The sequence below is a fragment of the Alloalcanivorax marinus genome (assembly GCF_016906305.1).
GTDB classification, from domain to species: domain Bacteria; phylum Pseudomonadota; class Gammaproteobacteria; order Pseudomonadales; family Alcanivoracaceae; genus Alloalcanivorax; species Alloalcanivorax marinus.
The window spans coordinates 126740-151123 of the sequence record NZ_JADDOL010000004.1; the positions used below are offsets into that span (position 1 = coordinate 126740).

Consider the following 24384-nt stretch of genomic DNA (forward strand, 5'->3'; position numbering starts at 1 on the left):
CCACGCCGATCCGGATACCTCTCCATGGACCTCGCCGATCTCAAACGCCGCATCGCCGACCAGGCCCGCACCCTGGGTTTCCAGCAGATGGGCGTGGCCGACCTGGACCTGAGCCAGGCGGAAGCACGGTTGCGGGAGTGGCTGGCCGCCGGTCGCCACGGCGAGATGGCCTGGATGGAAGCCCACGGCCACAAGCGCTCCCGACCGGCGGAACTGGAGCCGGAGACGGTGCGCGTGCTGTCGCTGCGCATGGACTATCTGCCGCCGGACACCCAGCCGGTGAAGGTGCTGCGCCAGCACGAGAAAGCCTATGTGTCCCGCTACGCCCTGGGCCGCGATTATCACAAACTGATCCGCAAGCGGCTGGCGCGCCTGGCCGGCTGGATGCGCGAGGAGGTGGCCGACAGCCGGCTGGCGCGGGCCTTCGTGGACAGCGCGCCGGTAATGGAAAAGCCGCTGGCGGAGAAGGCCGGGCTGGGCTGGCAGGGCAAGCACACCCTGCTGCTCAACCGCGAGGCGGGCAGCTGGTTTTTCCTGGGCGAGATCTACACCGATCTGCCGCTGCCGGTGGATCGCCCCGGCGAGGACCACTGCGGCAAGTGCTCCGCCTGCATGACGGTGTGCCCCACGGACGCCATCGTCGCCCCTTATCAGTTGGACGCGCGCCGCTGCATCTCCTACCTGACCATCGAGCACGATGGCCCGATTCCGGAGGACCTGCGGCCGGGCATCGGCAACCGGGTGTTCGGCTGCGACGATTGCCAGTTGATGTGCCCCTGGAACCGCTTCGCCTCGCACAGCGGCGAGACCGACTTCCACCCGCGCCACGGGCTCGAGGACCGGGAACTGGTGGACCTGTTTCAGTGGGACGAGGCCACTTTCCTGGCCCGCACCGAGGGCTCGCCGATCCGCCGCGCCGGCTTCCAGCGCTGGCGGCGCAACCTGGCGGTGGCCCTGGGCAACGGGCCGGCCAGTCCGGCCGCCCTGGCGGCGCTGGACGCCGCCCGGGAAGACCCCAGCGAGCTGGTGCGCGAACATGTGGCGTGGGCCCTGCGCCGGCTGCGAAACAGAACCGGCAAGTAAACTCCGGATTCTTTAAACTGTCCGTACCGCCTGAAACGGAACACGTTTTTCCATCATCGTCCCAGAGGGAACGCCAGCCATGAAAAAGCCAGCCCTGATTTTGCTCGCCATCGCCGCGCCGCTGCTGAACGCCTGCTCCAGCGGACCCAACGAAGCGGCGGAGTATCGTCATTCCATCTTCCACGTGATCGCCTGGCACTTCGGCCCCCTGGGCGCCATGGCCAAGGGTGAGCAGCCGTTCGATCAGGCGGTGTTCGAACGCAAGGCCGGCATTCTGGAAAACCTGGCGCAACTGCCCTGGGAAGGGTTTCAGGAAGGCACCGCCGACGGCAGCGACGCCAAGCCGGAAATCTGGGAAAACAAAGCGGACTTCGACGCCAAGGCCGACGATCTGATGCGCGAGACCGCCGAACTGTCGCGGCTGTCCCGGGAAGGGGACCAGCAGGCGATGCTGGCCCAGGTGGGCCAGGTGGGTCAGGCCTGCAAGGCCTGCCACCAGGAATACCGCAAGTAATCGCGGTCGCGATACAGGCTCAACCGCCCAACGTCACCACCAGCCAGACGATCCCCGCCGCCAGCACCGCCAACAGCAGCGCCCGCCAGGCCGGTGCCGGCGGCTGGTCGGCGGCGCCGGCCTTGCGGCCGCTGATCATGGCGCCGGTGAGGCGCTCCCCACGCAGCCGGTGGGCGGCCACCGCCGCCACGTGCAGCCCCGCCAGCACCAGCAGCAGGTTGATGTTGAAGCCGTGGAAGTCGGTCAGCGCGCCGGCCACGCCGGAGGTCACCGCGCCGTTGAGGGGACCGGCGATGCTGATGTCGTCGGTGGCGAACAGGCCGCTCACCGCCTGGGCCAGCAACAGCACCAGCATGGCCAGCACCATCCAGCCGCCCAGCGGGTTGTGACCGTCCCAGGCCGGCGCCCGATTTCGCAGAAAGTCACGCCCGTAACGCCAGGCCACCGCCGGCGGCGCCAGGAAGTCCGTGAAACGGCTGCGCCTCGAACCGACAACCCCCCAGGCGATCCGGAACAGCAACAGCGCCAGCAGGGCGTAACCGGCCCGCATATGCCACGTCATCAGGGCGTCGCTTTCGCCGCCGGAAAACCACAGAAAGGCGAACAGCGCCACCAGCAACCAATGAAACAGGCGGGTGGGAAGATCCCAGACCCGACCCACCGACGCGGACTCTTTCACCCTTCCTCTCCCGACTGATGCTTACAGCTGAATCAGATGCTCACGGTAATAGGCCAGTTCCGCGATGGATTCGCGGATGTCGTCCAGGGCCAGATGCTTGTTGGCTTTCTGGAAGCCGTCCAGGATGCCCGGCTTCCAGCGCCGCGCCAGCTCCTTGAGGGTGGACACATCCAGATTGCGGTAATGGAAGAACGCTTCCAGCCGTGGCATGTAATTGGCCAGGAAACGACGGTCCTGGCAGATGCTGTTGCCGCACATGGGCGAGGCGCCAGGGGCCAGATACTGCTCCAGGAACGCCAGGGTGCGGCGCTCCGCTTCGGCATCGTCCACGTCGCTGCGCCGCACCCGCTCCACCAGACCGGAGTTGTTGTGATGGCGGGTGTTCCATTCGTCCATGCCGTCGAGCAAGGCGTCGCTCTGCCGGACCGCCATCACCGGGCCCTCGGCCAGCACGTTGAGGTGGGCGTCGGTGACGATGGTGGCGATCTCGATGATGCGATCGTGGCTGGGATCCAGGCCGGTCATTTCCAGGTCGATCCAGATCAGGTTGTCCTTGGCTTGCGTCATGATGCTCCCGGGAAAAACGGATACAGGGTGAAGGATACAGGATACAGCGCGGAACGGGCCCCGCCAGCGGCAAAGCCGTGCCCGCGACGCCCGGCTTCCTGTATCCTGCAGCCTCCATCCTTTATCCAGTACCGGCGGCGAAACCGCCACGCTTTTATGGCCAAACGCAATCTCAATCGCCGGCAGCGCTGGCGCATCGAAAAAATCCAGCAGGAGCGCCGCGAGCGCGCCCAGCGCAAGGCGGAACGGGACCGCCCCCAGGCCTCCGATCTGGGCGAGGAACAGGAAGGCACGGTGATCGCTCACTTCGGCGGCCAGGTGCTGGTGGAGGCGGCCCAGGGCGCCCCGGCCCGCTGTCATTTCCGCGCCAACCTGGAACAGCTGGTGGTCGGCGACCGGGTGATCTGGCAGGCGCCGGAAGGCGAAGGCGACGGCGTGGTCACCGCGCTGATGCCCCGGACCACGGTACTGAAACGCCCGGACAACTACGGCAAGCTGAAGCCGGTGGGCGCCAACCTGGACCGCCTGCTGGTGGTGTTCGCGCCCCGGCCGGAGCCGTCCAGCGTGCTGCTGGATCGCTACCTGGTGGCCGCCGAGCTGTCCGGCATCCCCGCCACCCTGGTGCTCAACAAAGCGGACCTGGTGGGCGAGGACGATGTGCTGATCGAGCGCCTGCTGGGTCTGTACCGGAGCCTGGACTACCCGGTGATCCCGGTGTCCGCCAAGGCCCGCGACGGGCTGGACGACCTGCGGGCGGCCCTGGCCGGCCACACCGTGGCCTTCGTCGGCCAGTCCGGGGTCGGCAAGTCGTCCCTGGTCAACGCCCTGTTGCCGGAGGCGGAGCTGGCGGTGGGCGACCTGTCCCACGTGTCCGGCCTGGGCCAGCACACCACCACCACCGCCCGGCTGTTTCCGCTGCCCGACGGCGGCCGTCTGATCGATTCCCCGGGGATCCGCGAATTCGGCCTGTGGCACATCAGCGAGGAAGAGCTGCTGCACGGCTACCGGGAACTGTCGGAGCAGGCCGGTCACTGCCGCTTCCGCAACTGCACGCACCGTCACGAGCCGGGCTGCGCCCTGCGCGAGGCGGCGGAGCAGGGACGCATCAGCCCGGAACGGCTTAACAACTTTTTCCAGATCGCCGCGACCCTGGATGACGAGGCCCGGCAGCGTTATCAGCCCTGAAACCGGCGGGGACGCATCTGACACCTCCCCCGTCCTTGATTACAATGTCCGCCACCGGCAACGACGAAGACTCGCCATGACCGCTCAACTGCCCCTGCTCCTGGAACCGTCCGAACTGGCCCGCCACCTGGACGACGAGCACCTGCTGATCGTCGATCTGTGCAAGGACCAGGTCTACGATCAGGCCCATGTGCCCGGCGCCGTGCACCTGGACTTCAAACGCCTGCTGGCCGGCACCCAGCCGGCCCCGGGCCTGCTGCCGGACGACCGGGCGCTGTCCGCGCTGTTTTCCGACCTGGGCCTGACCCCGGACACCTTCGTGGTCGCCTACGACGACGAAGGCGGTGGCTGGGCCGCCCGCCTGCTGTGGACCCTGGAAGTGATCGGCCACCACCGTTACGCCTACCTGAACGGCGGCATCCACGGCTGGCTGGCGGAGGACCTGCCCACCAGCACCGAGCCCGGTGAGCCGGAGCCGTCCGATTACCAGGTGGGACCCCATGACCCCAAGGCCAACGTGGACCTGGACTATCTGCTGGCCCACCACCGCGACCCGGACGTGGTGGTGTGGGACGCGCGCTCCGAGGAGGAATTCGCCGGCGTGCGCGCCTTCGCCCAGAAAGCCGGCCACATTCCCGGCGCCACCCTTTACGAGTGGACCGACGCCATGGACAAGACCAACAACCTGCGCCTGCGCGATCTCGACACGATCCGCCGGGAACTGGCGGACCAAGGCATCCAGGCGGACAAGCAGGTGATCACCCACTGCCAGACCCACCACCGCTCCAGCTTCACCTGGCTGGTGGGCAAAATCCTGGGCTTCAAGGACATCCGCGGCTACGCCGGGTCCTGGGCCGAATGGGGCAACCACCCCGAGACACCGGTGGAAAAACCGGAATAACCGACAACAACAACGAGGTCCGCCCTTGAACACCCTGATCGAAAAAGCCTTCGTGGCGCTTCAGTACTGCGTGCCCCAGCACGGTCTTTCACGGCTGGTGGGCTGGCTGGCGCGCAGCGAGATCCCATGGATCAAAACGCGCTTCATCCACACCTTCATCCGCCGCTTCAAGGTGGACCTGAGCGAAGCGTGCATCGAGGACCCGGACCGGTTCGACAACTTCAACGCGTTCTTTACCCGCGCCCTCAAGGACGATGCCCGCCCCATCGCCGAGGGCGACGCCACCCTGGCCTGCCCGGCGGACGGCACCGTCAGCCAGCGCGGCCCCCTGCGCGGCAGCGATCTGCTGCAGGCCAAGGGGCATTACTATTCCCTGTTTCAGTTGCTGGGCGGCGACGGCACCCTGGCCGCCGAGTTCAGCAACGGTCAGTTCGCCACCGTCTACCTGTCGCCCAGCGACTACCATCGGGTGCACATGCCGTGCACCGGCACCCTGCGCGAAACTGTCTATGTGCCCGGGCGGTTGTTCTCGGTGAACCAGGCCACCACCGAGCGGGTGCCGGGCCTGTTCGCTCGCAACGAGAGGCTGGTGTGCGTGTTCGACACCGAACGCGGGCCGATGGCGGTGATTCTGGTGGGCGCCATGATCGTGGCCGGCATCGAAACGGTGTTCGCCGGCCAGGTCACCCCGCAGCCCGGCGAAGTCACCCGCCGCCAGTACCGTGACCCGCAACCGGTGGTGCTGGAAAAAGGCGCCGAACTGGGCCGCTTCCTGCTCGGTTCCACGGTGATCGTCCTGTTCCCGGAAGGCGCCGCCGACCTGGACACCGCCGCCGCCCCCGGCGCCAAGGTACGCATGGGCGAAGCGTTCGGGCACTACGTTTAAGCACCCCTCCCCCCCACCCAAGGTTCTGCTGCCTCGAAGCGGGTCCGGGTCATGCCCTTCCGGGACCCTTGAGAACAGGACGTTCGAAAGGGAGCCTCCAGGGACGGATTCACGGCGTTCCCGGAAGAGCATGACCCGGACCCGCGCCCCGCTGGAGACCCCACGCCAGACCGTTATTTGTTACCGAGCTTTATTTCTTACCCAGCTTCTCAGCCAGAATCGCTTTCGCCTCGTCCCCACGCAGCAACTCCGCGAACAACGCCAGGTCATGATCGATCACATCGTGCAGCGCCATCTCCGGCGCCTGACGCATCAACCGCTTGCTCTCGCGCATGGCCCGGCGCGGCTTGGCCGCCAGCGCCACCGCATAGGCCCGCGCCGCCCCCTCCAGCTCCGAGCGACCCACCACCTTGGCCACCAGACCGCACTGCAGCGCCTCGTCGGCGCCCAGCGGCTCACCGGCCAGCAGCATGCGGGCGGCGCGCTGGTAGCCCAGCCAGGCCGGCAGCAACTTGGAGGAACCGGCTTCCGGCACCGCGCCCAGGTCCACGAACGGGGTGATGAATTTGGCGTCGTCGGCGGCCACCACGATGTCCGCGTGCAGCAGCATGGTCACACCCACGCCCACCGCGTTGCCCTGCACCGCCACCACCAGCGGCTTCTCGAAGCGGCTCACCGCCCGGATAAACGGCGCGGCGCCGCCCTCGGTGGCGTTGTCCCCGGCCTCGCCGGCGGCCAGGAAATCCCCCAGGTCGTTGCCGGCGCAGAACGATTTGCCCTGACCCTCGATCAGCACCGCGCCGACGTCGTCGTGCTCGCCGGCCAGCGCCAGCAAGTCCACCAGGTCCCGGTACATGGCGCCGGTGAGGGCGTTCAGTTTGTCCGGACGGTTGAGGGTAATGGTCATCACCGATTCGGTGGTCTTGACCAGGATCTGGCCGCTTTCCGGTGCCGGTAGTCGCACGTCTTTCTCCCACAATGAAGGTTGCGCAAAGCCTAGCCCTTCCGCGCCCCCGCGGCCAAGGACCAAAACTATTGCCCGGCGCCTGATTTCGTCCTATAAATCGCCGGTTCCCCTTGACGGGGTCTGTCGTGAGGTCCGAGGGCCTTGAAACTCATCACTTTCGATCCTTTCCGTACCCTGGGCCTGCCGGGGGTGCGCTACATCAAGCCGGAGCACATGTTCGCCCAGCGCGACGAGCTGTTGGCCGCCGATTGGGTGCTGTTTCCGGCCTACTGGCAGATCCACGGCCTGCACTATGTGCTGCAACGGGCCCTGTTCCCGAGCCTGGCCACTTACCATCTCGGCCACGACAAGGTGGAAATGACCCGCGCCCTGCGGCTGGCCTGCCCGGACAACCTGCCGGAAACGGAAATCCTGTCGTCCAGCCACAGCGATGTGAGCCGCATTCTGGATACCTGGTCGTTCCCGTTCGTGGCCAAGCGGGTGCGCTCCAGCCAGGGCGACGGCGTGTTTCTGGTGGAGAACCGCCAGCAGTTGCTGGACTACGCCGCCAGCAACGAGGTGTTGTACATCCAGAAGCTGCTGCCGATCGTGCGCGATCTGCGCGTGGTGGTGGTGGGGCGGCAAATCATCGCCAGCTACTGGCGGGAGGGCACCAGCTTCCACAACAATCTGGCCCGGGGCGCCCGGGTGCGCACCGATCTGCCGGTGCCGGACGATGCGCTGGCGCTGGTGGAGAGTCTGGCGCGGCGGCTGCACATCGACCACGCCGGGTTCGACGTGGCCTGGGTGGACGGTCAGCCCTATGTGCTGGAATTCAACCGGCTGTTCGGCAACCGGGGCATTCCCGACCTGCCGCGCCGGGTGGGCGCGGCCATGCGCGCTTACTTGTTGGGCGAAAGCGAGTCGCCGCCGGACGATTCGCCGGCGCCCATGACCCGCTCCGCCTGAGTACGCAGCAGCGTCTGGTAGCGGTGGGCGAGCTGCTCCACCGGCTGCAGGCGCACCTGGCGCTCGCCGGCCTGCACCACCAGGGCGCGCTCGCTTTGGTAGAGCGCCTTGACGTCCAGCTCGGCGCGGGTCAGCTCGGTCTCCGGCACGTTCAGCCGGCCGGGGACCCCGGCCAGGCACAGCGCCCAGCTGTCCTCAGCGGCGAACTGCTCGGTGACCAGCGCCTTGAATTCCAGGGCCGGCGCCTGGCTGGCCTTGCGGCGCGGCGCCTGCAGGCGCGCCACCCGTAGAAACAGCAGCCCGGCGCACAGCGCCGAGAACGCCCGCTGGGACAGCGGCTCGCCGCTGAAGCGAATCCGCGCCCGATCCCCCAGCCGGGCCACCACGCGGCCGCCGTAAAGGCCGGCCACCTCGTCCAGCAGACGATGGTAGTCATCCAGCAAGGCGCTCAGGGCGGCACGGGTGTAGCGCTGTTCGAAATGATCGAAATTGACCACGCTGAGGCGCAGTTCGGTGGCCGGGCCCGGGGCGGCGGCCGGGTCGGCGTCGGCATCCGGGTCCTCGCCGACCACCCGGGTCACCGGCGCCGCCTCCGTCGGGGCCGGCGCGGCGGGCGGCGGCGCCACCCGGAACAGGCGCCGGTAGATCACCTCGCCGGCCAGGCGCAGGATCAGAATACCCAGCACCACCAGCACGTAGCCGGTCTCCAGACGCTGGCGCGGCGCCGGGTCCGGCCGCGCCGCCAGTTGCAGCGCCCCCGCCAGTTCGCCGTCCGGCAGCGCCACCGGCACTTCCACGGTCACCGGGGTCAGTTCCGGCAGTGAGCCGGACACCGGCTCACCGGCGGTGTCCAGGAAGCGGGCGCCGGCCACCGGCTTCAGATCCCGGGTTTCCCGGGCGATCACATTGAGCCCGATCAGGTCGCCGCCGGCCAGGGACTCGGCGGCGCGCAGCCCGGTCTGACGGGCCAGCGCCTCCAGTTGCACCCGCTGTTCGGCGGCCAGCCGGGCGGAAAAATGCTCCAGAAAGTAGACCCCGATCACCAGGGCCACCAGCAGCATCAGGGCCAGTTCCCACAGCAGACGCTTTTCGCGCCGCAGCCACGGGCGTCCGTGTTCCCGGAATTGCTCCCAAAGCGGTTGCCACAGGGCCATGCGGTGCCTTCCTCAGCTCCGATTCGATGGGCGCCGAGTATAACCCGGGGAACGCCGGCGGGACCTCAATCAGCGGCGGTTTTTCTGGTAATCTTGACGCCCTTCCAGCCCGTGGCCCTCAAGGAGCCCCCCAGCGTGCGCGAGATTATTCTCATCCAGGTGTCCGGTAACGACCGCCCCGGCCTCACCGCCGCCTTTACCCGGATTCTGGCCCGGTACCATCTCAATATTCTCGACATCGGCCAAGCGGTGATCCACGACAGCCTGTCGCTGGGCATTCTGGTGGAAGTGCCGCCGGGGGCCGACGCCTCCTCCATGCTCAAGGATCTGCTGTTCGAGGCGCACAAGCGGGACACCTCGGTGCGCTTCCGGCCCATCGACGAGGACCGCTACGAGCAGTGGGTGTCGGGCCAGGGCAAGGACCGCCACATCATCACCCTGCTGTCGCGCAAGATCACCGCCGAGCAGCTCGGCGACGTGACCACGGTGGTGGCGGAGAACAACCTGAACATCGACAGCATCGCGCGGCTGTCCGGGCGCGTGCACCTGGAGGGTGAGGACGGCGACCCCAACGCCCGCGCCTGCGTGGAGATTTCCGTGCGCGGCGAGCCCCGCGACACGGTGGCCATGCGCGCCGCCTTCCTGGCCATCGCCAATGAGCGCAACGTGGACATCTCGTTCCAGCGCGACAGCGCCTTCCGCCGCAACCGGCGACTGGTGGTGTTCGATATGGATTCCACCCTGATCCGCTCGGAAGTGATCGACGAGCTGGCCGCCGAGGCCGGGGTAGGCGATCAGGTGGCGGCCATCACCGAGCGCGCCATGCGCGGCGAATTGGATTTCAACGCCAGCTTCCGCGCCCGGGTGGCGCTGCTCAAGGGCCTGGACGAAGGCGCCCTGGAACGGGTGCGCCAGCGCATCGAACTGACCGAGGGCGCCGATCGGCTGATCCGCACGCTCAAGGCGCTGGGCTACCGCACCGCGATTCTGTCCGGCGGTTTCACCTGGTTCGGCCACTGGCTGCAATCGCTGCTGGGCATCGACTATGTGTACGCCAACGAACTGATGATCGAGGACGGCCGGGTCACCGGCGAGGTGGCGGAGCCGATCGTCAACGGCGAACGCAAGGCGGAGCTGCTGCGCGAGATCGCCGCCCGCGAAGGCATCGACCTGGAGCAGGTGATCGCCGTGGGCGACGGCGCCAACGACCTGCCCATGCTGGGCGCCGCCGGCCTGGGCATCGCCTTCCGCGCCAAACCGCTGGTGAAGAAGAACGCCGCCCATTCCATTTCCACCCTGGGCCTGGACGGCATTCTTTATCTGGTGGGGGTGCGCGACAAGGACCAGCAGGAACTGCTGCGGTAGCGGCAAGCTTCAAGCTTTCCTTTGCCTACCCGTCGGTGGTTTCCGCCACCTCCAACCGATCCATGGGCGCCTGCAGATAGTAGCCCTGCAGGTAATCCACGCCGCCCAGGGTCCACAGGGTCTGCATCTGGGCGGCGGATTCCACGAACCCCACCAGCGTCCGGCGGCCGCTGTTCTGCACCTGCTGGATCAATTCCGCGAAGCGCTCCCGGCTCTCGGTCTTGCCCAGTTCCTGGGTGAACGAGCCCTCGAATTTCACCATGGTGGCGGGGATGTGCTCGAACAGCTTGAACGGATCGAGACCGCCGCCGAAGCGGCTGATGGACAGCCCGCAGCCCTGCTTGCGCATGGTTTCGGCGAAGGCGCCGGCCTGCTTCAGGTAGTTCACCGTGTCGCCCTCGGAGAACTGGAAGATCACCTGCTCGCCGGACAGGCGGGCCGCGCGCATGGCTTTCGACAGCCATTCCGCCAGCCCCGGCTCGCCCAGGGAATAGCCGGTCAGGTTGACCAGCAGGGTGATCTTCTCCTCGTGGGCGGCGGCGGCGCGCATGGCGTTGAGCACCACCCAGCGGTCCACCTTGCCGGCCATCCCCTGGTCGGCGGCCACCGGCATGAAGTCGGCGGCGGCCAGATCGTCGCCCTGCTTCTGGGGCATGTGCACGAACACCTCGAAAATCTGCTCGCCGTCGTCGCGCAGGCTCATCAGCGGCTGGTAGCGCAGCCGGAAACTGCCCTTCTCCAGGGCCTGGCGGATGCTCAGCGCCACCGCCTCGTTGGAGCCGGCGGCCACGTCGTCCAGGGGATCGTGGATCTTGATGGCGTTGCCCTGCTCGTCGTTCTGACGCTGGGCCTGGTTGCAGCACTTCAGGGCCTTGGTGAGGATGTCCTGGCTGCTGCGCGCGTCCTCCCGGGCGAACGCCACCCCCAGGCTGGCGGTGATGTGCACGGTGCGGGTGGCCACCTCCGGCATCAGGGTCTCGATGCCGGCGCGCAGGGTCTCCGCCAGGGCGGCGGCCTCGTCGATGTCGTTGACCGGCTTGAGCACCGCGAAGTCCTCGCCGTCCACCCGCGCCAGCTTGGCGTCGCCACAATGGCCACGCAGCCAGTCGGCCACCGCGCGCAGGGCGTCGTCGGCCCCCTCCATGCCGAGGCTGGACTGGTGCTGCTCGAAATCGTCCAGGCGCAGGTAGAGCACCGCCGCCAACTGCCCCTGGCGGGCCGCGTCGCTGACCGCCTGATCGAGCTGTTCCATGAACCAGGTCCGGCTGTAGAGCCCGGTGACCTGGTCGGTCTGGCTGATTTCGTGGAGCCGCTCCTGCAGGGCGCTTTCGTCCAGGCTGGCGGCGCGGATCACGATCTGGGTGCAGGCTTCACCGTCGAAGGTGCTCGGCGAGAAGATGAAGTTGGCGTCGAATTCCTTGCCGTCGGTGTGCACGCCCCGGCATTCCAGCTCGTTGGTCTGGCTCTGGTCCTGGGCGCGGTTGCGCAGCAGCGTCTTGAGGCGGTCGTGGTCGCTGGCCGACACCATGTCCATGATCGGCACGCCGGCCAGTTCGTCGGCGTCCTCGTAGCCGAACATGCGCGCGTAGTTGTCGTTGGCGTGGATGTGCATGCCGTCCAGCACATAGGCGATGGCGTCGCGGCTCTGGTCCATCAGCAGGCGCAGGCGCTTCTCCGCCTCATGGCGGGTGATCTCCGAGTGCTGCAGCTCCTTGCGCAGCCGCAGAAACTCCATCAGCCGGTCCACGCACTGCATCAGCAGCTCGCGGTCGTCCTTGGGGGCCACCGCGCGGGCGCCGGCGTTGTAGGCGTCGCGCACGATGGTGGCGTTGTAGTCGTCGCTGAGCAGCACCACCGGCAACGCCTTGCCCAGGCGGTTGATGTGCGCCATGGCGCTTTCGAAACTGCCGTCGCCGAAGCGCGGCCGGCAAAGCATCAACTCCCAGGCGCCGCCTTTCAACGCCCGCACCAGATCGTCCTCGTTGAGCGCCAACTGCGCCCGCGTCGCGCGGCCGGCGTTACGCAGGGCGTTCATCAATTGTTCGGCTTCATCCTGGGAGTCATGGGCGATCAACAAGCGAAGGGTATCGAGAGCGTAAGTCATCGGCGCCGGTGCTCATCCGTTATTCGTAGGGCAACCATTGTGCCTGAGCGGACCCGGTTCTCCAAAGAACTGAATCAGCATTCATTCCCGCCGCAGGCGATAGCGGCAGGCATCCGCCGAGCCGGACACCCGGGCGCCCAGGCGCACCAGCCGCGGCGGCCCCTCCCACACCGTGACCCGTGCGCCGGCGGCGAAGCCGGTGGTGGGCACCAGCAAGGTGTCGGCGCCGTCCGCCGCCGGCACCAGCAACGCCGGGGTCGGCAGGGTGTCGCCATAACCGTGGCTGATGCGCACCGGCCGGACCTCGCCGGGCAGCCACTGCACGCCGGCCCGCACGCCCTCGGCGGCGCGGGCCAGCCAGCGGATTTCCCCGACCCGCCAGGGCCCGCCGTCGGTGTCGGCCACGGCCAGCACCGCGCCCACCCTCAGCCCGCGGGGCGCCGGGCCGTGCCAGAGCAAACCGCAACCCTGCCGCCCCCGGTCCTGGCAGTGCACCGGCTCGGCGTTGTGGGCCCGTGCCGGCTGGTCCAGGCAGGCGTGGGCGCCGTTCAGGCCCAACACCACCCGCACCGTTTCGCGCCCGGCCCGGCGCGGCGCCGCCCGGCCCCGGGGCACGGACCACACCGCGCGCAGGTGGGCCCGCAACAGCGACGAAAACGGCCGGCCGGGATCGCCGCCCCCATCGATGAGCGCCCGGGCCAGGGGCCGGGTGTCGAAGTGGCGCCAGCGGGGTCCGTCGCGCACCGGGTCGCCGGCCGGGACCGGCCCCCGGTCCTGATCCAGCGCCACGTCGAAGCCGCCCTCCAGCGGTCGCGCCCGCAGCGGCAACCAGCGTCCCCATTGCCCGGCGGCCCGGAACAGGGCGAGCAGCGCCGGCGGGCGCAGTTGCTGGGGCTGGGCGCTGGCCACCAACAGGGCGCGGGTGTACGCCAGATGCACCGAGCTTTGCCGGCCCGAGGCTTCCGGATCCGCCACGGCGAGCGTTTGCAGGGCCAGGGCGTCGGCCACGGCATAGAGGCGGTGCAGGCGCCACCAGAGCCCGGCCCGCGCCGGCGTGTACAGCAGCCAGTGCTGCCAGAGTTGCTGGCTGAGCGCGTCCAGCGCCCGTTGCAAGGCGGTGGCCGCCGCCTGGCGCCGGGCCGGTTCCGGCGTGGTGGCCAGCAGCGCCGCCGCCACCCGCTGGTAGGCCCGTGCCAGGCCGTCAAAGAGATCGGCCACCGGGTCGGCGGCCTGCCGGGACGGCGCGGTCAGGGACAGGGGGGCGCCCAGGTAGGGGCTCTGCAGGCTCGGCGCCAGGCAATGGACCCGGGGGCGAATGTCTTCCAGCAACGCCAGGCGGTGGCGGGTATCCAGGGGCAGGCGGGTCAGTTCGTCCAGCAGACGCGTCAGCCGCGCGGCACTGGTGAGCGGGTCATCGGCGGGCAGCGCCGTCAGCCAGGCCCGCAACTCCGGTGGCCGGGTGCTGGCCAGGGACAGTGATTCCAGGGGCGCGTCCGTATCCGGCAGCGCCCACGCCCAATCCGTTGGCCATGCCTCGTGCATCGGTGATTGTCCTTCACCCAGGGGCGGGGCACACCCCGGCATGACCCGCCGTTTTTGTGAACTGTTTCACAAAAACCGTACGGCAAAGCGGCGGCGCTGTAAATCAGCCTTTCAGCACGGTTTTGCCGCTTTCCCCGGGTTCCTCGCGGGCCAGACGCGGCACCAGGAAGCCGGGCAGACGGGCGCGCAACGCCCGGTGCAGGGCGAAGGCCCGCGGGTCGGGCACCGCGAAATGGGCGGCGCCGGCCACCGCGTCCAGCTGGTGCAGGTAATAGGGCAGCACGCCGGCGTCGTGGAGGGCGTCGGACAGGCCCGCCAGGGTTTCCACCCGATCATTGACCCCGGCCAGCAGCACCGCCTGATTCAGCAGGGTCACCCCGGCCCGCGCCAGGGCCCGGCAGCGCTCGGACAGATCCGGGTCGATTTCGCGGGGGTGGTTGGCGTGCAGCACCAGGGTGACCCGCCAGCGCGGTGTGTCCAGCAGGGCCAGCAGGCCGTCGTCGAGCCGCTCCGGGATCACCACCGGGGTACGGGTGTGGAAGCGCAGCCGGTCCAGGTGCGGAATCGCCGCCAGTTCCTCCAGCAGCCCGGCCAGACGCTCGTTGCTCAGGGTCAGCGGGTCGCCGCCGCTGAGGATCACCTCGCGGATGTCCGGATGCGCGCGCAGCCAGTCCAGCGCCTGCTTCCAGCGGCCCCCGGACAGGTGGGTCTGGTAAGGGAAGTGACGGCGGAAGCAGTAGCGGCAGTGCACCGCGCAGGCGCCGGTGACCACCAGCAGGGCGCGGCCGTGGTATTTGTGCAGCAGCCCGGGCACCGGCGTGTGGGCGGCCTCCTCCAGCGGGTCCGGCCCGTAGCCGGGCACCGGCTCGCGCTCCCGGGCACTGGCCAGTACCTGGCGCAGCAGTGGATCGTCCGGGTTGCCGGGCTCGATGCGGCTCAGATAGCGGCGCGGCACCCGCAGGGGAAAATCGCTGTCGGCGTCCACGCCACCGGGTATCTGCTCCGGGCGCAGGTCCAGCGCCTCGCACAGCGCCGCCACGTCGGTGATCAGGTCCGCCTGCAGGCGGCGCCAATCGGGCACCTGCCAACCGTCGGCCTCCTGAGTTATCATGGCCAGCCTTTTCAACGCCATCCGGAAATTCCCGCAACAGTGGATCAGAGTCTATGGCCAGCTATTCTACCAGCGAATTCAAATCCGGCTTGAAGCTCATGCTCGACGGCGACCCGTGTTCGATCATCGAAAACGAGTTCGTCAAACCGGGCAAGGGCCAGGCCTTCAATCGCGTGAAACTGCGTAACCTGAAAACCGGCAAGGTGATCGAACGCACCTTCAAGTCCGGCGACAGCCTGGAAGGCGCCGACGTGCTCGACGTCACCATGCAGTACATCTACAGCGATGGCGAATTCTGGCACTTCATGGACCCCAACACCTTCGACCAGAAGCCCGCCGGCGCCGACGCCGTGGGCGACGCCAAGCAATGGCTGAAGGAAGAGGACATGTGCGAGGTCACCCTCTACAACGGTGAGCCGCTGAGCGTGTCCCCGCCCAACTTCGTGGAACTGGAAATCACCCAGACCGACCCGGGCGTGAAGGGCGACACCGCCGGCACCGGCGGCAAGCCGGCCACCCTGAGCACCGGCGCGGTGGTGCGGGTGCCCCTGTTCGTGCAGGAAGGCGAGGTGATCAAGGTGGACACCCGCACCGGCGAATACGTGGGCCGCATCAAGAACTGAGCCCCGGACGCCGTATGAACGACGCATCCTGGCGGCCCGGCGCCGCCCTCGATGCCCTCAAGGCGCGCGCCGACCTGCTGCGGACGGTGCGCGCCTTTTTCGATGCGCGCGGGGTGCTGGAAGTGAGCACCCCGTCGCTGGCCGCCCACGCGGTCAGCGACGAGCACATCGACGCCATCGAAGTGCCCGGCCACGGCTGGCTGCAGACCTCCCCGGAATACCACATGAAGCGGCTGCTGGCCGCCGGCAGCGGGCCGATCTACCAGATCGCCCGGGCCTTTCGCGACGGCGAGGCCGGCGCCCGCCACAACCCGGAATTCACCCTGCTGGAATGGTACCGCCCCGGCTTCGACCTGGAGGCCCTGGTGGACGAATGCCTGGCGCTGCTGACGCCGCTGTGCGCCGCCGGCGCCGAGCGTCACCGCTTCCGGGCACTGTTCCGGGAAGTCACCGGGCTGGACCCGCTGACGGCCACGGCAGCGGCGCTGGCCGACCGGGCCACCGGAGCCGGCGCCCCGGCGGGGCTGTCCGGCCCCCAGGCGGTGGACTACCTGATGGCCACGGTGGTGGAGCCGGCCCTGGACCCGGCGGTAATCACGGTGGTGGTGGATTTCCCCGGCTGGGCGGCGGCCCTGGCGCAAACCGCCGGGGACGACGACGGCGCCACGGTGGCGCGGCGCTTCGAGATCTACCATCGCGGCCTGGAACTGGCCAACGGTTACCAGGAGCTGCTGGACGCCGACGAACAGGCGCGGCGCTTCGCGCGGGACAACGAAAAACGCCTGGCCGCCGGCAAGCGCCCGATGACGCCGGACCCCTACCTGCTGGACGCCCTGCGCGCCGGCCTGCCACCGTGCAGCGGCGTGGCACTGGGCCTGGAACGACTGCACATGGCGCTCAGCGGCGCCGGGCGCATCGATCAGGTCTGGCCGTTTCCCCGCGACCGGGCCTGACCGGGCGCGCTGCGCTCAGCCCCCGGCCGCCTGCCCGGCGCCGTCATCGGCCAGCGGCGGCCGCTCCACGGCCCCGGCCCGGGCACAGTTGGCCGCGATCAATTCCGCGATGCGCGGCTGCGCCGAGGGCGGCAGGTCGTGGCCCATGCCGTCGATGATGGTCAGCCGGGCACCGCGCAGGGCCCGCGCCGAGGCCTTGCCGCCGGCGGGGCGGATCAGTGGATCGGCGCCGCCGTGGATCACCTGGGCCGGGCAGCGCACCCGTTTCAGGCGTTTGGTCAGGTTGCCGGTGGCGAGAATGGCGAGAAACTGATTGCGGATGCCGCGCGGGTTCAGGCCCCGCTCCCAGCTGCGCCGGAACATGTTCTCCAACTCCTCGCGGCCCTGGTCCAGGGTCCCGCCCAGCTTCGCCATCATGTCCAGACCGAACGCCACGTACTGGTCCACGGTTTCGATTTCCACCCGGGGCGCCACCAGGGTTTTCAACGCCGTCGGTTTCGGCGGCGGCAGGAACGGGCTGTTGGTGCTGGACATGATCGAGGTGACGCTGAGCACCCGGTCCGGGTCGGTGGCGGCGGCCAGCTGCACCACCATGCCGCCCATGGAAGCGCCCACCAGATGGGCGCGCTCAATGCCCAGGGCGTCCATCAACCCGAAGGTATCGGCCACCAGATCGTCCAGGGTATAGGGCGCGTGCACCCGGGCGCCCACCATGTAGCGCAGCATCGCCTGCAGCGGGCCGTACTTGAAGGGGGCGCGGATGCGGGTGGATTTGCCGGCGTCGCGGTTGTCGAAGGCGATCACCCGGTAGCCCCGGTTGGCCAGGGCGTCCAGCAGGCCTTCCGGCCAGAACACCAGTTGCGCGGACAGCCCCATGACGAAGATCAGCGGGATGCCGTCCTCGGGACCGCGGGTTTCGTAGAACAGTTCGATGCCGTTGCTTTGCACCGTGCCGGTGGCCATGGGCGCCTCTCTCTGAGTGGGGACAGGCGCACAACATAAAAAAGCCCGGCGGCGCCCACAAGCGCCGCCGGGCATTCTGGCCCGATGGGCCGGAGGCTTTACTCGCTCAGTTCCAGAATGGAAATGCGCGCGTTCTTGATTTGCTCCCGGGTGAACGGCACCTGGTGCCATTGCTTGCGGGAGTAAGCCTCGGTGTAGTCCGCGTAGTGCGGGCTGGTCGGGTCGGTGGACTCGCCGTGGGACAGCAGCGTGAAGGCGCGCACCGGCTCCCCTTCCGGGAAGTCCACCACGTGCAGGTAGGTGTTACGCAGCACCGTGAAGTACCCCTCGTAACCCTCGCCACCGTATTGCGGGATGTCGGTGCCCGCCTTGGCGTAGCGCTGCACCTCGCCCAGGGGCGCGTCCAGGGCGTCGCCGCTGTTGACCACGGCGGCCACGCCGTCGGAGAACGCCTGGCGCACCTCGTCCAGCACCTGGCTGTCGCTGTTCAGGCCGGAGGGCGTATGCACCGGGTCATTGGCGTCGAACGGCACCGCGTACAGATCGGTCACGTCCATCAGGCCCTGCCAGATGGCGCTCCACACATGGGCACCCACCGCGTCCAGATTGCCGGTGTTGTCCCAGTTCTGCAGCACCTGGCAGGCCTGTTGTTCATCGCCACTCAGGGTGCCTCCACAGACCGCCGACAGCACCGGTTCCTTGAGCAGTTCAGCGCTCAGCACACGGCTGTTGAGCACGATATCGCGCAGGCGGGTGCTGTTGATCTGGGAACCGGCGAAGCCGTCGCGGCTGTTGAAGCGGTCTTCCACCAGGGTGTGGCCCAGGCGGCTGCGCAGGCTCTGCGCATAGTCTTCCTGGCCGCTGATGGCGGCGTAGCCGGTGAGCGGCGCGTTGGCGTTGGTCAGCCAGTAGCTGTCGTTCATATTGGCCACGTAGTCGCGGCGGAACAGGTGAGGCAGGTTGGCCGGGCCGAAGGCGCCGGGCAGCACCGCGTCCTCGTCCTGCTGCCAATCACAGGCGGAGGTGGCGCCGTTCAGCAGCGGCAGGCCGGGGGCCAGCGCGGCGATCTGGCAGGTGCCCAGCAGGCTGTCCGGTACATTGGGCACGGCGGTGATGTCGGAATACAGCGCCCGTTCGTCGCCCCGGCCGATGGCGGTGGTGTTCACCCAGGGAATGCCCACGTGCTCATTGATGGCGGCAAAGAAGTCATCCAGGGATTCGGCCTGGTCGAACGCCAGGAAGTTCTGGAACGACTGGGTGTTTTCCAGGTTGATGTCGCGCAGGGTGATGGCGGTGCTGCTGCTCCAGGGCGGCAGCTGCGGGTTGCCGAAATCGACCATGGGCCCCTACTCGGACCGATACAGGGTTTTCGTTTCCGGCAGCAGGGAACCGTCCGTTTGTTTCACCTGGATGGTGATCTCCACCGCCTCCAGGGCCTTCGGCTGCCCGTCTTTCATGTAGTGGGTGGCGTCGGCCATTTGCAGCAGGTAGGGGGTAAAGCGCCGGGCGGTGGACACGGTGTGCGCCCAGGCGATGTTGTTGTTGAAGCCGAGCAGCACCATGGGCGCGCCCATGATGGAAACACCGGACACGTTCAGTTCGCCGGGGATGGTGAGTTGCAGCTGATAGAAGCGGTCCACGCCTTCCAGGTACCAGTGCGGGTTGGCGAACAACAGACCGCCGCCGGAGTCGGTGGCGTCGGCGCCGAACGCCAGGGTGTTGCTGCCGATGCCTTCCTCGCCACCGACCCAGAAACGGTGCTCGTTGTCATCGGACGCCTCACCGGCGCCGCGCACCAGAGTGTTGCCGCTGGCGACCGGCGGCTGGGCGTTGACGATTTCCTCCAGCAGGTTGGCGCTGCTGGCGGCCAGGTTCAGGGCCACCAGACGCCGGAACACGTCCTGGTCGGTGATGGTGTCCAACCAGGGCTCGTCCCGGCAGGTGAGATGCCGGCCGGCGTGCTGGCCGGCCTTCACTTCCCGCACATAGCGGCTGAAACCGGCGGCGAAGCCCTCGGACAGTTGCCGCACGTCGGCGGGCTGGACGGAGCGGAAGCTGTCCACCTGGTCGTCGTTGACCACGAAGCGGAAGAAGAAGTCCGCGTCCCGGTTGTTCGGGCTGCCGAAGGTGCCCATGGGCGCGGCCTCGGCGTCCGGCCCGAAATAGCGGGAACGCTCGCCACGGAACGTCACGAAGGCGTCGGCCAGCACGCAAAGGTTGTCCTCGGCGATGGCATAGCCATGCCCATAGCCCACCCCGCCATAGCTGTCGGCGGTGATATGGGGAATGCCGTAGGTGGTACGTTCGATGGTGGCCTGATAGGCCTTGGCGTCCTCGCCGTGATGGCTGCTGCTGTCGCCGCCGCAGGCGGCCAGGGCCACGGCCAGGCCGAGCACGACGCCGCGCGACCAGCGCGGGGGTCGAAAGGAAGTGATCATTGTGGTCTCCCGAGTTGTTGTTATGTGGAGGCCGCGGGCCTCCAGACCGGAAAGCCTACGTCAAAACCCGGAACCGGGACTTGAACGCAGCGGCTATTCCGGGAAGCGGCGCCAGGGCCTGTTCACACTACTTGCATCACGCCTGCTGGATGTCATTTTGGTCTCCAGCTAGGCGGAGGGAGCGCGGTTTGGTCATTCCAAATAAGCGACCGACAACGACGCTGGAGGCCAAAAGGGCGCCAGCCCTTCGGGTTGTGGCTAAAAAACCACCCCTCCGCGTTACTCGTCGTTCATTTGGCGCCACCAAACTTCTCTCCTCGTGCCTTGATGGGTGGGTTTTTAGCCACAACAGGCGTAATGCAAGTAGGGTGAACAGGCCCTACAGCATGCGCACTTCCATCCCACGGGCCAGGAATGAGGGCGTCAGCCCGAAGAATTGCTTGAGGGTGCGGGTCAGGTGGGCGGCGTCGGAGAACCCCACGTCGTGGGCCACCATGGACAACGGCTCGTCCTGGGCGATCAGCTCCACCGCCCGGCGCATGCGCGCCCACAGGGTGTAGCTCTTGATGGAGATGCCCAGCTTGTCGGAGAACAGATGCCGCAGCCGGTGGGCGGACAGGCCCACCTCGGCGCCCAGCTGCTCCAGGGTGCTGGTGAGCGGCAGCTCTTTCTTGATCTTCTGGGCGATGTGGCTGACGCGCATGTCCATGGGCATGCGAATCGGCCGGTAGTCGCTCAGCGCCCTGGGCAGGGCGGTGGTCAGCCGGAACAGGCCGGCCGGCTCCAGCCGGCCTTCGCCGGCGGCGCGCACCGCCTCGTGGTCGACCCGGTCGGGCATCAGAATCACCGAGCGCACCGGCCGGCGGCCCAGCATGGCCGCCAGACAGTGGTATTCGTAGCTTTGCGGGTCGAAGTTCAGCGACAGCAGCGGCTCCAGGCCGGCGTCCAGGGAGCGCGGCGTCTGGTTGCCCACCAGGGCGGCGGTGAACCGTTGCCGCTGGCCCTGGGCGTCCCCAATTCGAAGCCCTGGTCACCCAGCGAGACCAGCAGGGTCAGAGTGTGGCGCTGGGTCAGCCCGGAGACGATGCCGCCGGTCAGATAAAGAAAGCGGTCGTCCCACACGTAGAGGCGATTCTGCTGCGCCATGGTTCGCTTCCCGAGACGTTGTTATTGGGATTCCGGGGGCCGGCGTGGCTTCAGCGCAGGCGAATGCCGGCCGGCTCGATAACGATTTCGCCGTCCTTGTACAGCTTGCCGATGGCCTGCTTGAAGGCGTTCTTGCTGCAGCCGAAGGCGGCGCGAATGTCGTCCGGCGGACTTTTGTCGCCCAGAGGCAGAAAGCCGTCTTCCTGGCGCAGGCGCTGCAGCACCCGCTCCGCCACCCCCTCGCGCTTGGCGGCGCCGGGCGGGTTGGCGGACAGGCTCAGGCGCCGGTCCGTGCGCAGCCGCTGCACATAGCCGGTCAGCCGCTGGCCCGGCTTCAGGTCGCGCTGGCCGTCCTCCGCCAGCAGCCCCCAGTAGCGGTCCTCCACCGCCACCTTGTAGCCCAGCTCGGTGCGCTGTACCACCACCAGCGGCACCGCGTCGCCCTGGGCGTAGGCGTCGCAGATATCCTCCAGCCAGCGGTCCAGGCGGGCGCTGGCGAACAGCCGGCCGGCCCGGTCGCGCACCACCCGCACGGTCTGCCAGCGGCCCACCTCCGGACGGTTGCCCTGCTCGGCGAAGGGCAGCAGCAGATCCTTGGGCAGGCCCCAATCCAGAAACGCGCCCACCCGGCTCACCGACACCACCCGCAGCCGGCCCACCTGACCGGGCAGCAGACGGGGCAGCCGGGCGCTGGCGCGCACCTGGCCGTCACCGTCTTCGTAGAGAAAGACGCGCAGCGCCTTGGCGGTGACTTCATCGTCCACCTCCCGGTCCGGCAGCAGCACTTCGCCCAGGGCGCCGCCGTCCAGCAGCAGGCCGGCGCGCACCCGGCGCCGCACCGGCAGTACCGCCACGTCCCCTACCGCGGGCTGATCTTCCATCGAGGCGTTACTCACCACATCAGATCGTCGGGGATCGGGTAATCCGCGTAGGGGTCGTCCTCGTCCACGCCGGTGCCCTTTTCGTTGAGCAGCACCACCACCGCCTCGTCGCGCTGGCGGATCTTCTCGGCGATCGGTGCCGGCACCAGTTCGTGGCGGTCACCCAGGGCGACGATGGCGATCAGCCCGCGGGCCAGCTGGTCCTGCTGCCGGGCGGTGACGTTGAGCTTCTTGATCTTCTTGTCCTGCACGAACTGGTAGGACTGGTCCGCGTCGTTGCGGGCCAGCCGGTGCTGCTCGATCAGTTGGCGGATCTGGGCGGCGATTTCCTTCTCGCGCTGGCGCTCCTGGTTTTCCCGGGCCAGGGCCCGGTCCCGTTCCGCCTGCTCGGCGCGCTGGCGGCGCGCCCGTTCCGCCGGGTCCTCGAATTCGATCTCGCCCCGCTTGGCGCGGTTGGCGTCCTCGCGCTTCGCCTGTTTGGCGCGGCGCGCCTGCTTTTTGTCCGCCAGCCCCGCTTTCATGAGCTGGTCCTGAAGAGAATTGGCCATGATCGGTCCGTGTCCTGTTCGCAGGCCACCGAGCATAAAGGAAAGTGAAAGGCTCGAACAGGAAAGGTAAAACACTGGTTAAACGGGCTTTTGAGTGGTCCCGCGCGATGCAATACTGCGGCGCGATACCGACTAAAAAAGGACCGACATCATGAAACGCCTTACCCTGCTGGCCGCGCTGACCGCCGCCGCTCCCGCCGTTCAGGCCGCCCCGCTGGTGGACGTTTATTTCGGTGGCTACAGCTGGAACGCCGAAACCAGCGGCACCATCGCCTCCGGCTCCGCCGATATCGATATGGAAGACGACCTGGGCTACGACGACGGCAGCCAGACCGTGCTGTACCTGGGCGTGGAACACGCGGTGCCGATTCTGCCCAATGTGCGCCTGCGCCATATGGACCTGTCCGACGACGGCCGCAACACCCTGGCGACCCCGATCACCTTCGACGGCCAGACCTTCGCGGGCAACGTCAGCTCCGACTACGACATGGATATTCTCGACGGCACCTTCTACTGGACGCCGCTGGACAACGTGGTGAAGCTGGATCTGGGCGTGACCGTGCGCCGCATGGACGCGGACTTCACCATTGCCGGCCCCGGCGTGCGCGCCTCCCAGAGTGCCGAGGAAACCTTCCCCATGGGTCACCTGGCGGCCCGCGCCAACCTGCCGCTGACCGGCGTCTACGTGGGCGGTGAGGTGAACGCCATCGAGTACGACGGCAGCGGCATGCGCGATTATTCCGCCTACGTGGGCTGGCGCTCGGACTTTCTGCTCGGCGTGGAAGCGGGCTATTCCCGCCTGGAAGTGGAGCTGGACGACGTGAGCGATCTGGATTCCGATCTGGAGATCGGCGGGCCTTACATCGCGGCCACGCTGTCGTTCTGACGCCTTACTCCTTCCTCAGCGCCTTGATGCGGGCATCCTTTTCCGCCCACAGGGCGCTGACCCATTTCTGTACCCGCGCCCGGAACTGCCGGTCTTCCTGGTAATCGCCCTGCCACAGCCAGGGCTCCAGCTTGAGGGTGCGCACGTCCACGATCACCCTCGGTAACTGGCCGCTGAGCAACGCCCAGAAGCCCGGCGGCTTGCCGCCCGGGTAGACCACGGTGACGTCCAGCAGGGCGTCCAGATTGTCGCCCAGGGCCGCCAGCACGAAGGCCACGCCGCCGGCCTTGGGCCGCAACAGATGGTCATAGGGCGAGTTCTGCCGGGCCTGCTTTTCCGGCGTGCAGCGGGTGCCTTCCAGAAAATTCACCACCGTCACCGGCATGTCGCCGAACTTCTCGCAGGCGGCCCGGGTGATCTCCAGATCCTTGCCCTTCAGGTGCGGGCGCTTGTCCAGCTGACTCTTGGAGTAGCGCTTCATGAAGGGGTAATCCAGCGCCCAGAACGCCAGCCCCAGAAACGGCACCCAGATCAGTTCTTTTTTAAGAAAGAATTTGAAGTATGGCGTTTTGCGATTGAAGGTCTGCACCAGCGCGGCGATGTCCACCCAGGACTGGTGATTGCTGACCACCAGATAGGAGGTGTCCCGACGCAGGCCCTCGTCACCGCGAATGTCCCACCGGGTGGGTGTCATCAGGGCGAAGATCGCCTTGCACAGTTCCGCCCAGGTCTCGGCGATCCACATCACCGCGGCGGACAGCCGCGCCTTGTTCCGTTTTCCCGGCACCACCAGCTTCAGCAGCGCGATGGCCATCATCGGCCCGATCAGTACCAGGGTGTTCAGCAACAACAGCAAAAAAGTGACGATACCGGTCAACAGGGCCCGCATCCGCCGACGCTCCTTTTCCTCAGATCAAAGCGGATGATACCGAAAAACACG

23 protein-coding genes and 1 pseudogene are annotated in these 24384 nt (G+C 68.0%); 10 read left to right on the forward strand and 14 right to left on the reverse strand.

Going from position 1 to position 24384, the window contains the following annotated elements:
- Positions 1-24: 24 nt before the first annotated feature.
- Entirely contained in the window at positions 25-1083 is a 1059-nt protein-coding gene (gene queG, locus IM760_RS04975) for a tRNA epoxyqueuosine(34) reductase QueG (RefSeq protein WP_204427437.1), read from the forward strand.
- A gap of 79 nt (positions 1084-1162) precedes the next feature.
- Positions 1163-1597 (forward strand): c-type cytochrome, encoded by a 435-nt coding sequence (locus IM760_RS04980; protein ID WP_204427438.1) that lies wholly within the window; start codon positions 1163-1165, stop codon positions 1595-1597.
- Between the two features lie 19 nt (positions 1598-1616).
- Here the strand turns inward: IM760_RS04980 and IM760_RS04985 are convergent, their stop codons facing one another.
- Both IM760_RS04985 and orn read right to left on the reverse strand, forming a co-directional pair.
- The gene (locus IM760_RS04985) at positions 1617-2276 is read right to left on the reverse strand and encodes a cytochrome b/b6 domain-containing protein (RefSeq protein WP_204427439.1); all 660 of its coding nucleotides are present in this window, start codon (positions 2274-2276) and stop codon (positions 1617-1619) included.
- Between the two features lie 21 nt (positions 2277-2297).
- Complete coding sequence (orn, locus tag IM760_RS04990) at positions 2298-2843, reverse strand: oligoribonuclease (protein WP_204427440.1); 546 nt, start codon at positions 2841-2843, stop codon at positions 2298-2300.
- 156 nt (positions 2844-2999) lie between these two features.
- Between orn and rsgA the strand changes: the two genes are divergently transcribed.
- The 3 genes from rsgA (at position 3000) to asd (ending at position 5815) form a co-directional block, all read left to right on the forward strand.
- On the forward strand, positions 3000-4028 hold the full coding sequence (gene rsgA, locus IM760_RS04995) for a small ribosomal subunit biogenesis GTPase RsgA (RefSeq protein ID WP_204427441.1): 1029 nt from the start codon (positions 3000-3002) through the stop codon (positions 4026-4028).
- Between the two features lie 76 nt (positions 4029-4104).
- Positions 4105-4929, forward strand: a complete 825-nt coding sequence (locus IM760_RS05000; RefSeq protein ID WP_204427442.1) for a sulfurtransferase — start codon at positions 4105-4107, stop codon at positions 4927-4929.
- A gap of 25 nt (positions 4930-4954) precedes the next feature.
- Positions 4955-5815, forward strand: a complete 861-nt coding sequence (asd, locus tag IM760_RS05005) for an archaetidylserine decarboxylase (protein WP_204427443.1) — start codon at positions 4955-4957, stop codon at positions 5813-5815.
- A gap of 190 nt (positions 5816-6005) precedes the next feature.
- Here the strand turns inward: asd and IM760_RS05010 are convergent, their stop codons facing one another.
- Positions 6006-6779 (reverse strand): enoyl-CoA hydratase-related protein, encoded by a 774-nt coding sequence (locus IM760_RS05010; protein WP_338021369.1) that lies wholly within the window; start codon positions 6777-6779, stop codon positions 6006-6008.
- A gap of 144 nt (positions 6780-6923) precedes the next feature.
- On the opposite strand from IM760_RS05010, the gene IM760_RS05015 reads away from it, so the two are divergent.
- Positions 6924-7730 carry an ATP-grasp domain-containing protein gene (locus IM760_RS05015; RefSeq protein WP_204427444.1) on the forward strand — a complete coding sequence of 269 codons (807 nt, stop codon included), beginning with the start codon at positions 6924-6926 and terminating at the stop codon, positions 7728-7730.
- Here the strand turns inward: IM760_RS05015 and IM760_RS05020 are convergent.
- Positions 7664-8884: a hypothetical protein gene (locus IM760_RS05020; protein WP_204427445.1), complete on the reverse strand. Its 1221-nt coding sequence runs from the start codon at positions 8882-8884 to the stop codon at positions 7664-7666. The two genes, IM760_RS05015 and IM760_RS05020, sit on opposite strands and share 67 nt — an antisense overlap.
- A gap of 135 nt (positions 8885-9019) precedes the next feature.
- Between IM760_RS05020 and serB the strand changes: the two genes are divergently transcribed.
- Positions 9020-10249 carry a phosphoserine phosphatase SerB gene (gene serB / locus IM760_RS05025; protein WP_204427446.1) on the forward strand — a complete coding sequence of 410 codons (1230 nt, stop codon included), beginning with the start codon at positions 9020-9022 and terminating at the stop codon, positions 10247-10249.
- A gap of 25 nt (positions 10250-10274) precedes the next feature.
- Here serB and IM760_RS05030 read toward each other — a convergent pair whose 3' ends face one another.
- The 3 genes from IM760_RS05030 to epmB form a co-directional block, all read right to left on the reverse strand.
- Positions 10275-12353, reverse strand: coding sequence for an EAL domain-containing protein (locus tag IM760_RS05030; protein WP_204427447.1), 2079 nt, complete (start codon positions 12351-12353; stop codon positions 10275-10277).
- Positions 12354-12434: 81 nt separating this feature from the next.
- The gene (locus IM760_RS05035; protein WP_204427448.1) at positions 12435-13895 is read right to left on the reverse strand and encodes a serine/threonine-protein kinase; all 1461 of its coding nucleotides are present in this window, start codon (positions 13893-13895) and stop codon (positions 12435-12437) included.
- Positions 13896-13998: 103 nt separating this feature from the next.
- Complete coding sequence (epmB, locus tag IM760_RS05040; protein WP_204427449.1) at positions 13999-15006, reverse strand: EF-P beta-lysylation protein EpmB; 1008 nt, start codon at positions 15004-15006, stop codon at positions 13999-14001.
- A 53-nt stretch (positions 15007-15059) separates the two neighbouring features.
- On the opposite strand from epmB, the gene efp reads away from it, so the two are divergent.
- Both efp and epmA read left to right on the forward strand, forming a co-directional pair.
- Complete coding sequence (gene efp / locus IM760_RS05045; RefSeq protein ID WP_204427450.1) at positions 15060-15629, forward strand: elongation factor P; 570 nt, start codon at positions 15060-15062, stop codon at positions 15627-15629.
- Positions 15630-15643: 14 nt separating this feature from the next.
- Positions 15644-16582 (forward strand): EF-P lysine aminoacylase EpmA, encoded by a 939-nt coding sequence (gene epmA, locus IM760_RS05050; protein WP_204427451.1) that lies wholly within the window; start codon positions 15644-15646, stop codon positions 16580-16582.
- Positions 16583-16597: 15 nt separating this feature from the next.
- Here epmA and IM760_RS05055 read toward each other — a convergent pair whose 3' ends face one another.
- The 6 genes and pseudogenes from IM760_RS05055 to IM760_RS05075 all read right to left on the reverse strand — a co-directional run bounded on the left by IM760_RS05055 (position 16598) and on the right by IM760_RS05075 (position 22558).
- Positions 16598-17545 carry an alpha/beta fold hydrolase gene (locus IM760_RS05055; RefSeq protein WP_204427452.1) on the reverse strand — a complete coding sequence of 316 codons (948 nt, stop codon included), beginning with the start codon at positions 17543-17545 and terminating at the stop codon, positions 16598-16600.
- Between the two features lie 98 nt (positions 17546-17643).
- Positions 17644-19983, reverse strand: a pseudogene (locus tag IM760_RS05060) (penicillin acylase family protein).
- A gap of 379 nt (positions 19984-20362) precedes the next feature.
- Entirely contained in the window at positions 20363-20956 is a 594-nt protein-coding gene (locus IM760_RS19070) for a helix-turn-helix transcriptional regulator (RefSeq protein WP_338021370.1), read from the reverse strand.
- Complete coding sequence (locus IM760_RS18825; protein ID WP_239549618.1) at positions 20899-21129, reverse strand: hypothetical protein; 231 nt, start codon at positions 21127-21129, stop codon at positions 20899-20901. The genes IM760_RS19070 and IM760_RS18825 overlap by 58 nt, the downstream gene beginning before the upstream one ends.
- A 50-nt stretch (positions 21130-21179) precedes the next feature.
- Positions 21180-22010 (reverse strand): CvfB family protein, encoded by an 831-nt coding sequence (locus IM760_RS05070; protein ID WP_204427453.1) that lies wholly within the window; start codon positions 22008-22010, stop codon positions 21180-21182.
- 11 nt (positions 22011-22021) lie between these two features.
- Positions 22022-22558 (reverse strand): DUF2058 domain-containing protein, encoded by a 537-nt coding sequence (locus IM760_RS05075; RefSeq protein ID WP_204427454.1) that lies wholly within the window; start codon positions 22556-22558, stop codon positions 22022-22024.
- A 151-nt stretch (positions 22559-22709) separates the two neighbouring features.
- Here IM760_RS05075 and IM760_RS05080 point away from each other — a divergent pair, with 151 nt between their 5' ends.
- Positions 22710-23444, forward strand: a complete 735-nt coding sequence (locus IM760_RS05080; protein ID WP_204427455.1) for a TIGR04219 family outer membrane beta-barrel protein — start codon at positions 22710-22712, stop codon at positions 23442-23444.
- Positions 23445-23448: 4 nt separating this feature from the next.
- Here the strand turns inward: IM760_RS05080 and IM760_RS05085 are convergent, their stop codons facing one another.
- Complete coding sequence (locus IM760_RS05085; protein ID WP_204427456.1) at positions 23449-24333, reverse strand: acyltransferase; 885 nt, start codon at positions 24331-24333, stop codon at positions 23449-23451.
- Between the last annotated feature and the right edge of the window lie 51 nt (positions 24334-24384).

Excerpts from the sequence above, each read along its gene's own strand:
- queG (WP_204427437.1), top strand. The coding sequence starts at position 25 with ATGGACCTCGCCGATCTCAAACGCCGCATCGCCGACCAGGCCCGCACC.
- IM760_RS04980 (WP_204427438.1), top strand. The coding sequence starts at position 1,163 with ATGAAAAAGCCAGCCCTGATTTTGCTCGCCATCGCCGCGCCGCTGCTG.
- orn (WP_204427440.1), bottom strand. The coding sequence starts at position 2,843 with ATGACGCAAGCCAAGGACAACCTGATCTGGATCGACCTGGAAATGACC.
- rsgA (WP_204427441.1), top strand. The coding sequence starts at position 3,000 with ATGGCCAAACGCAATCTCAATCGCCGGCAGCGCTGGCGCATCGAAAAA.
- IM760_RS05000 (WP_204427442.1), top strand. The coding sequence starts at position 4,105 with ATGACCGCTCAACTGCCCCTGCTCCTGGAACCGTCCGAACTGGCCCGC.
- IM760_RS05020 (WP_204427445.1), bottom strand. The coding sequence starts at position 8,884 with ATGGCCCTGTGGCAACCGCTTTGGGAGCAATTCCGGGAACACGGACGC.
- IM760_RS05030 (WP_204427447.1), bottom strand. The coding sequence starts at position 12,353 with ATGACTTACGCTCTCGATACCCTTCGCTTGTTGATCGCCCATGACTCC.
- IM760_RS05035 (WP_204427448.1), bottom strand. The coding sequence starts at position 13,895 with ATGCACGAGGCATGGCCAACGGATTGGGCGTGGGCGCTGCCGGATACG.
- epmB (WP_204427449.1), bottom strand. The coding sequence starts at position 15,006 with ATGATAACTCAGGAGGCCGACGGTTGGCAGGTGCCCGATTGGCGCCGC.
- efp (WP_204427450.1), top strand. The coding sequence starts at position 15,060 with ATGGCCAGCTATTCTACCAGCGAATTCAAATCCGGCTTGAAGCTCATG.
- epmA (WP_204427451.1), top strand. The coding sequence starts at position 15,644 with ATGAACGACGCATCCTGGCGGCCCGGCGCCGCCCTCGATGCCCTCAAG.
- IM760_RS05055 (WP_204427452.1), bottom strand. The coding sequence starts at position 17,545 with ATGGCCACCGGCACGGTGCAAAGCAACGGCATCGAACTGTTCTACGAA.
- IM760_RS18825 (WP_239549618.1), bottom strand. The coding sequence starts at position 21,129 with ATGGCGCAGCAGAATCGCCTCTACGTGTGGGACGACCGCTTTCTTTAT.
- IM760_RS05070 (WP_204427453.1), bottom strand. The coding sequence starts at position 22,010 with ATGGAAGATCAGCCCGCGGTAGGGGACGTGGCGGTACTGCCGGTGCGG.
- IM760_RS05075 (WP_204427454.1), bottom strand. The coding sequence starts at position 22,558 with ATGGCCAATTCTCTTCAGGACCAGCTCATGAAAGCGGGGCTGGCGGAC.
- IM760_RS05080 (WP_204427455.1), top strand. The coding sequence starts at position 22,710 with ATGAAACGCCTTACCCTGCTGGCCGCGCTGACCGCCGCCGCTCCCGCC.
- IM760_RS05085 (WP_204427456.1), bottom strand. The coding sequence starts at position 24,333 with ATGCGGGCCCTGTTGACCGGTATCGTCACTTTTTTGCTGTTGTTGCTG.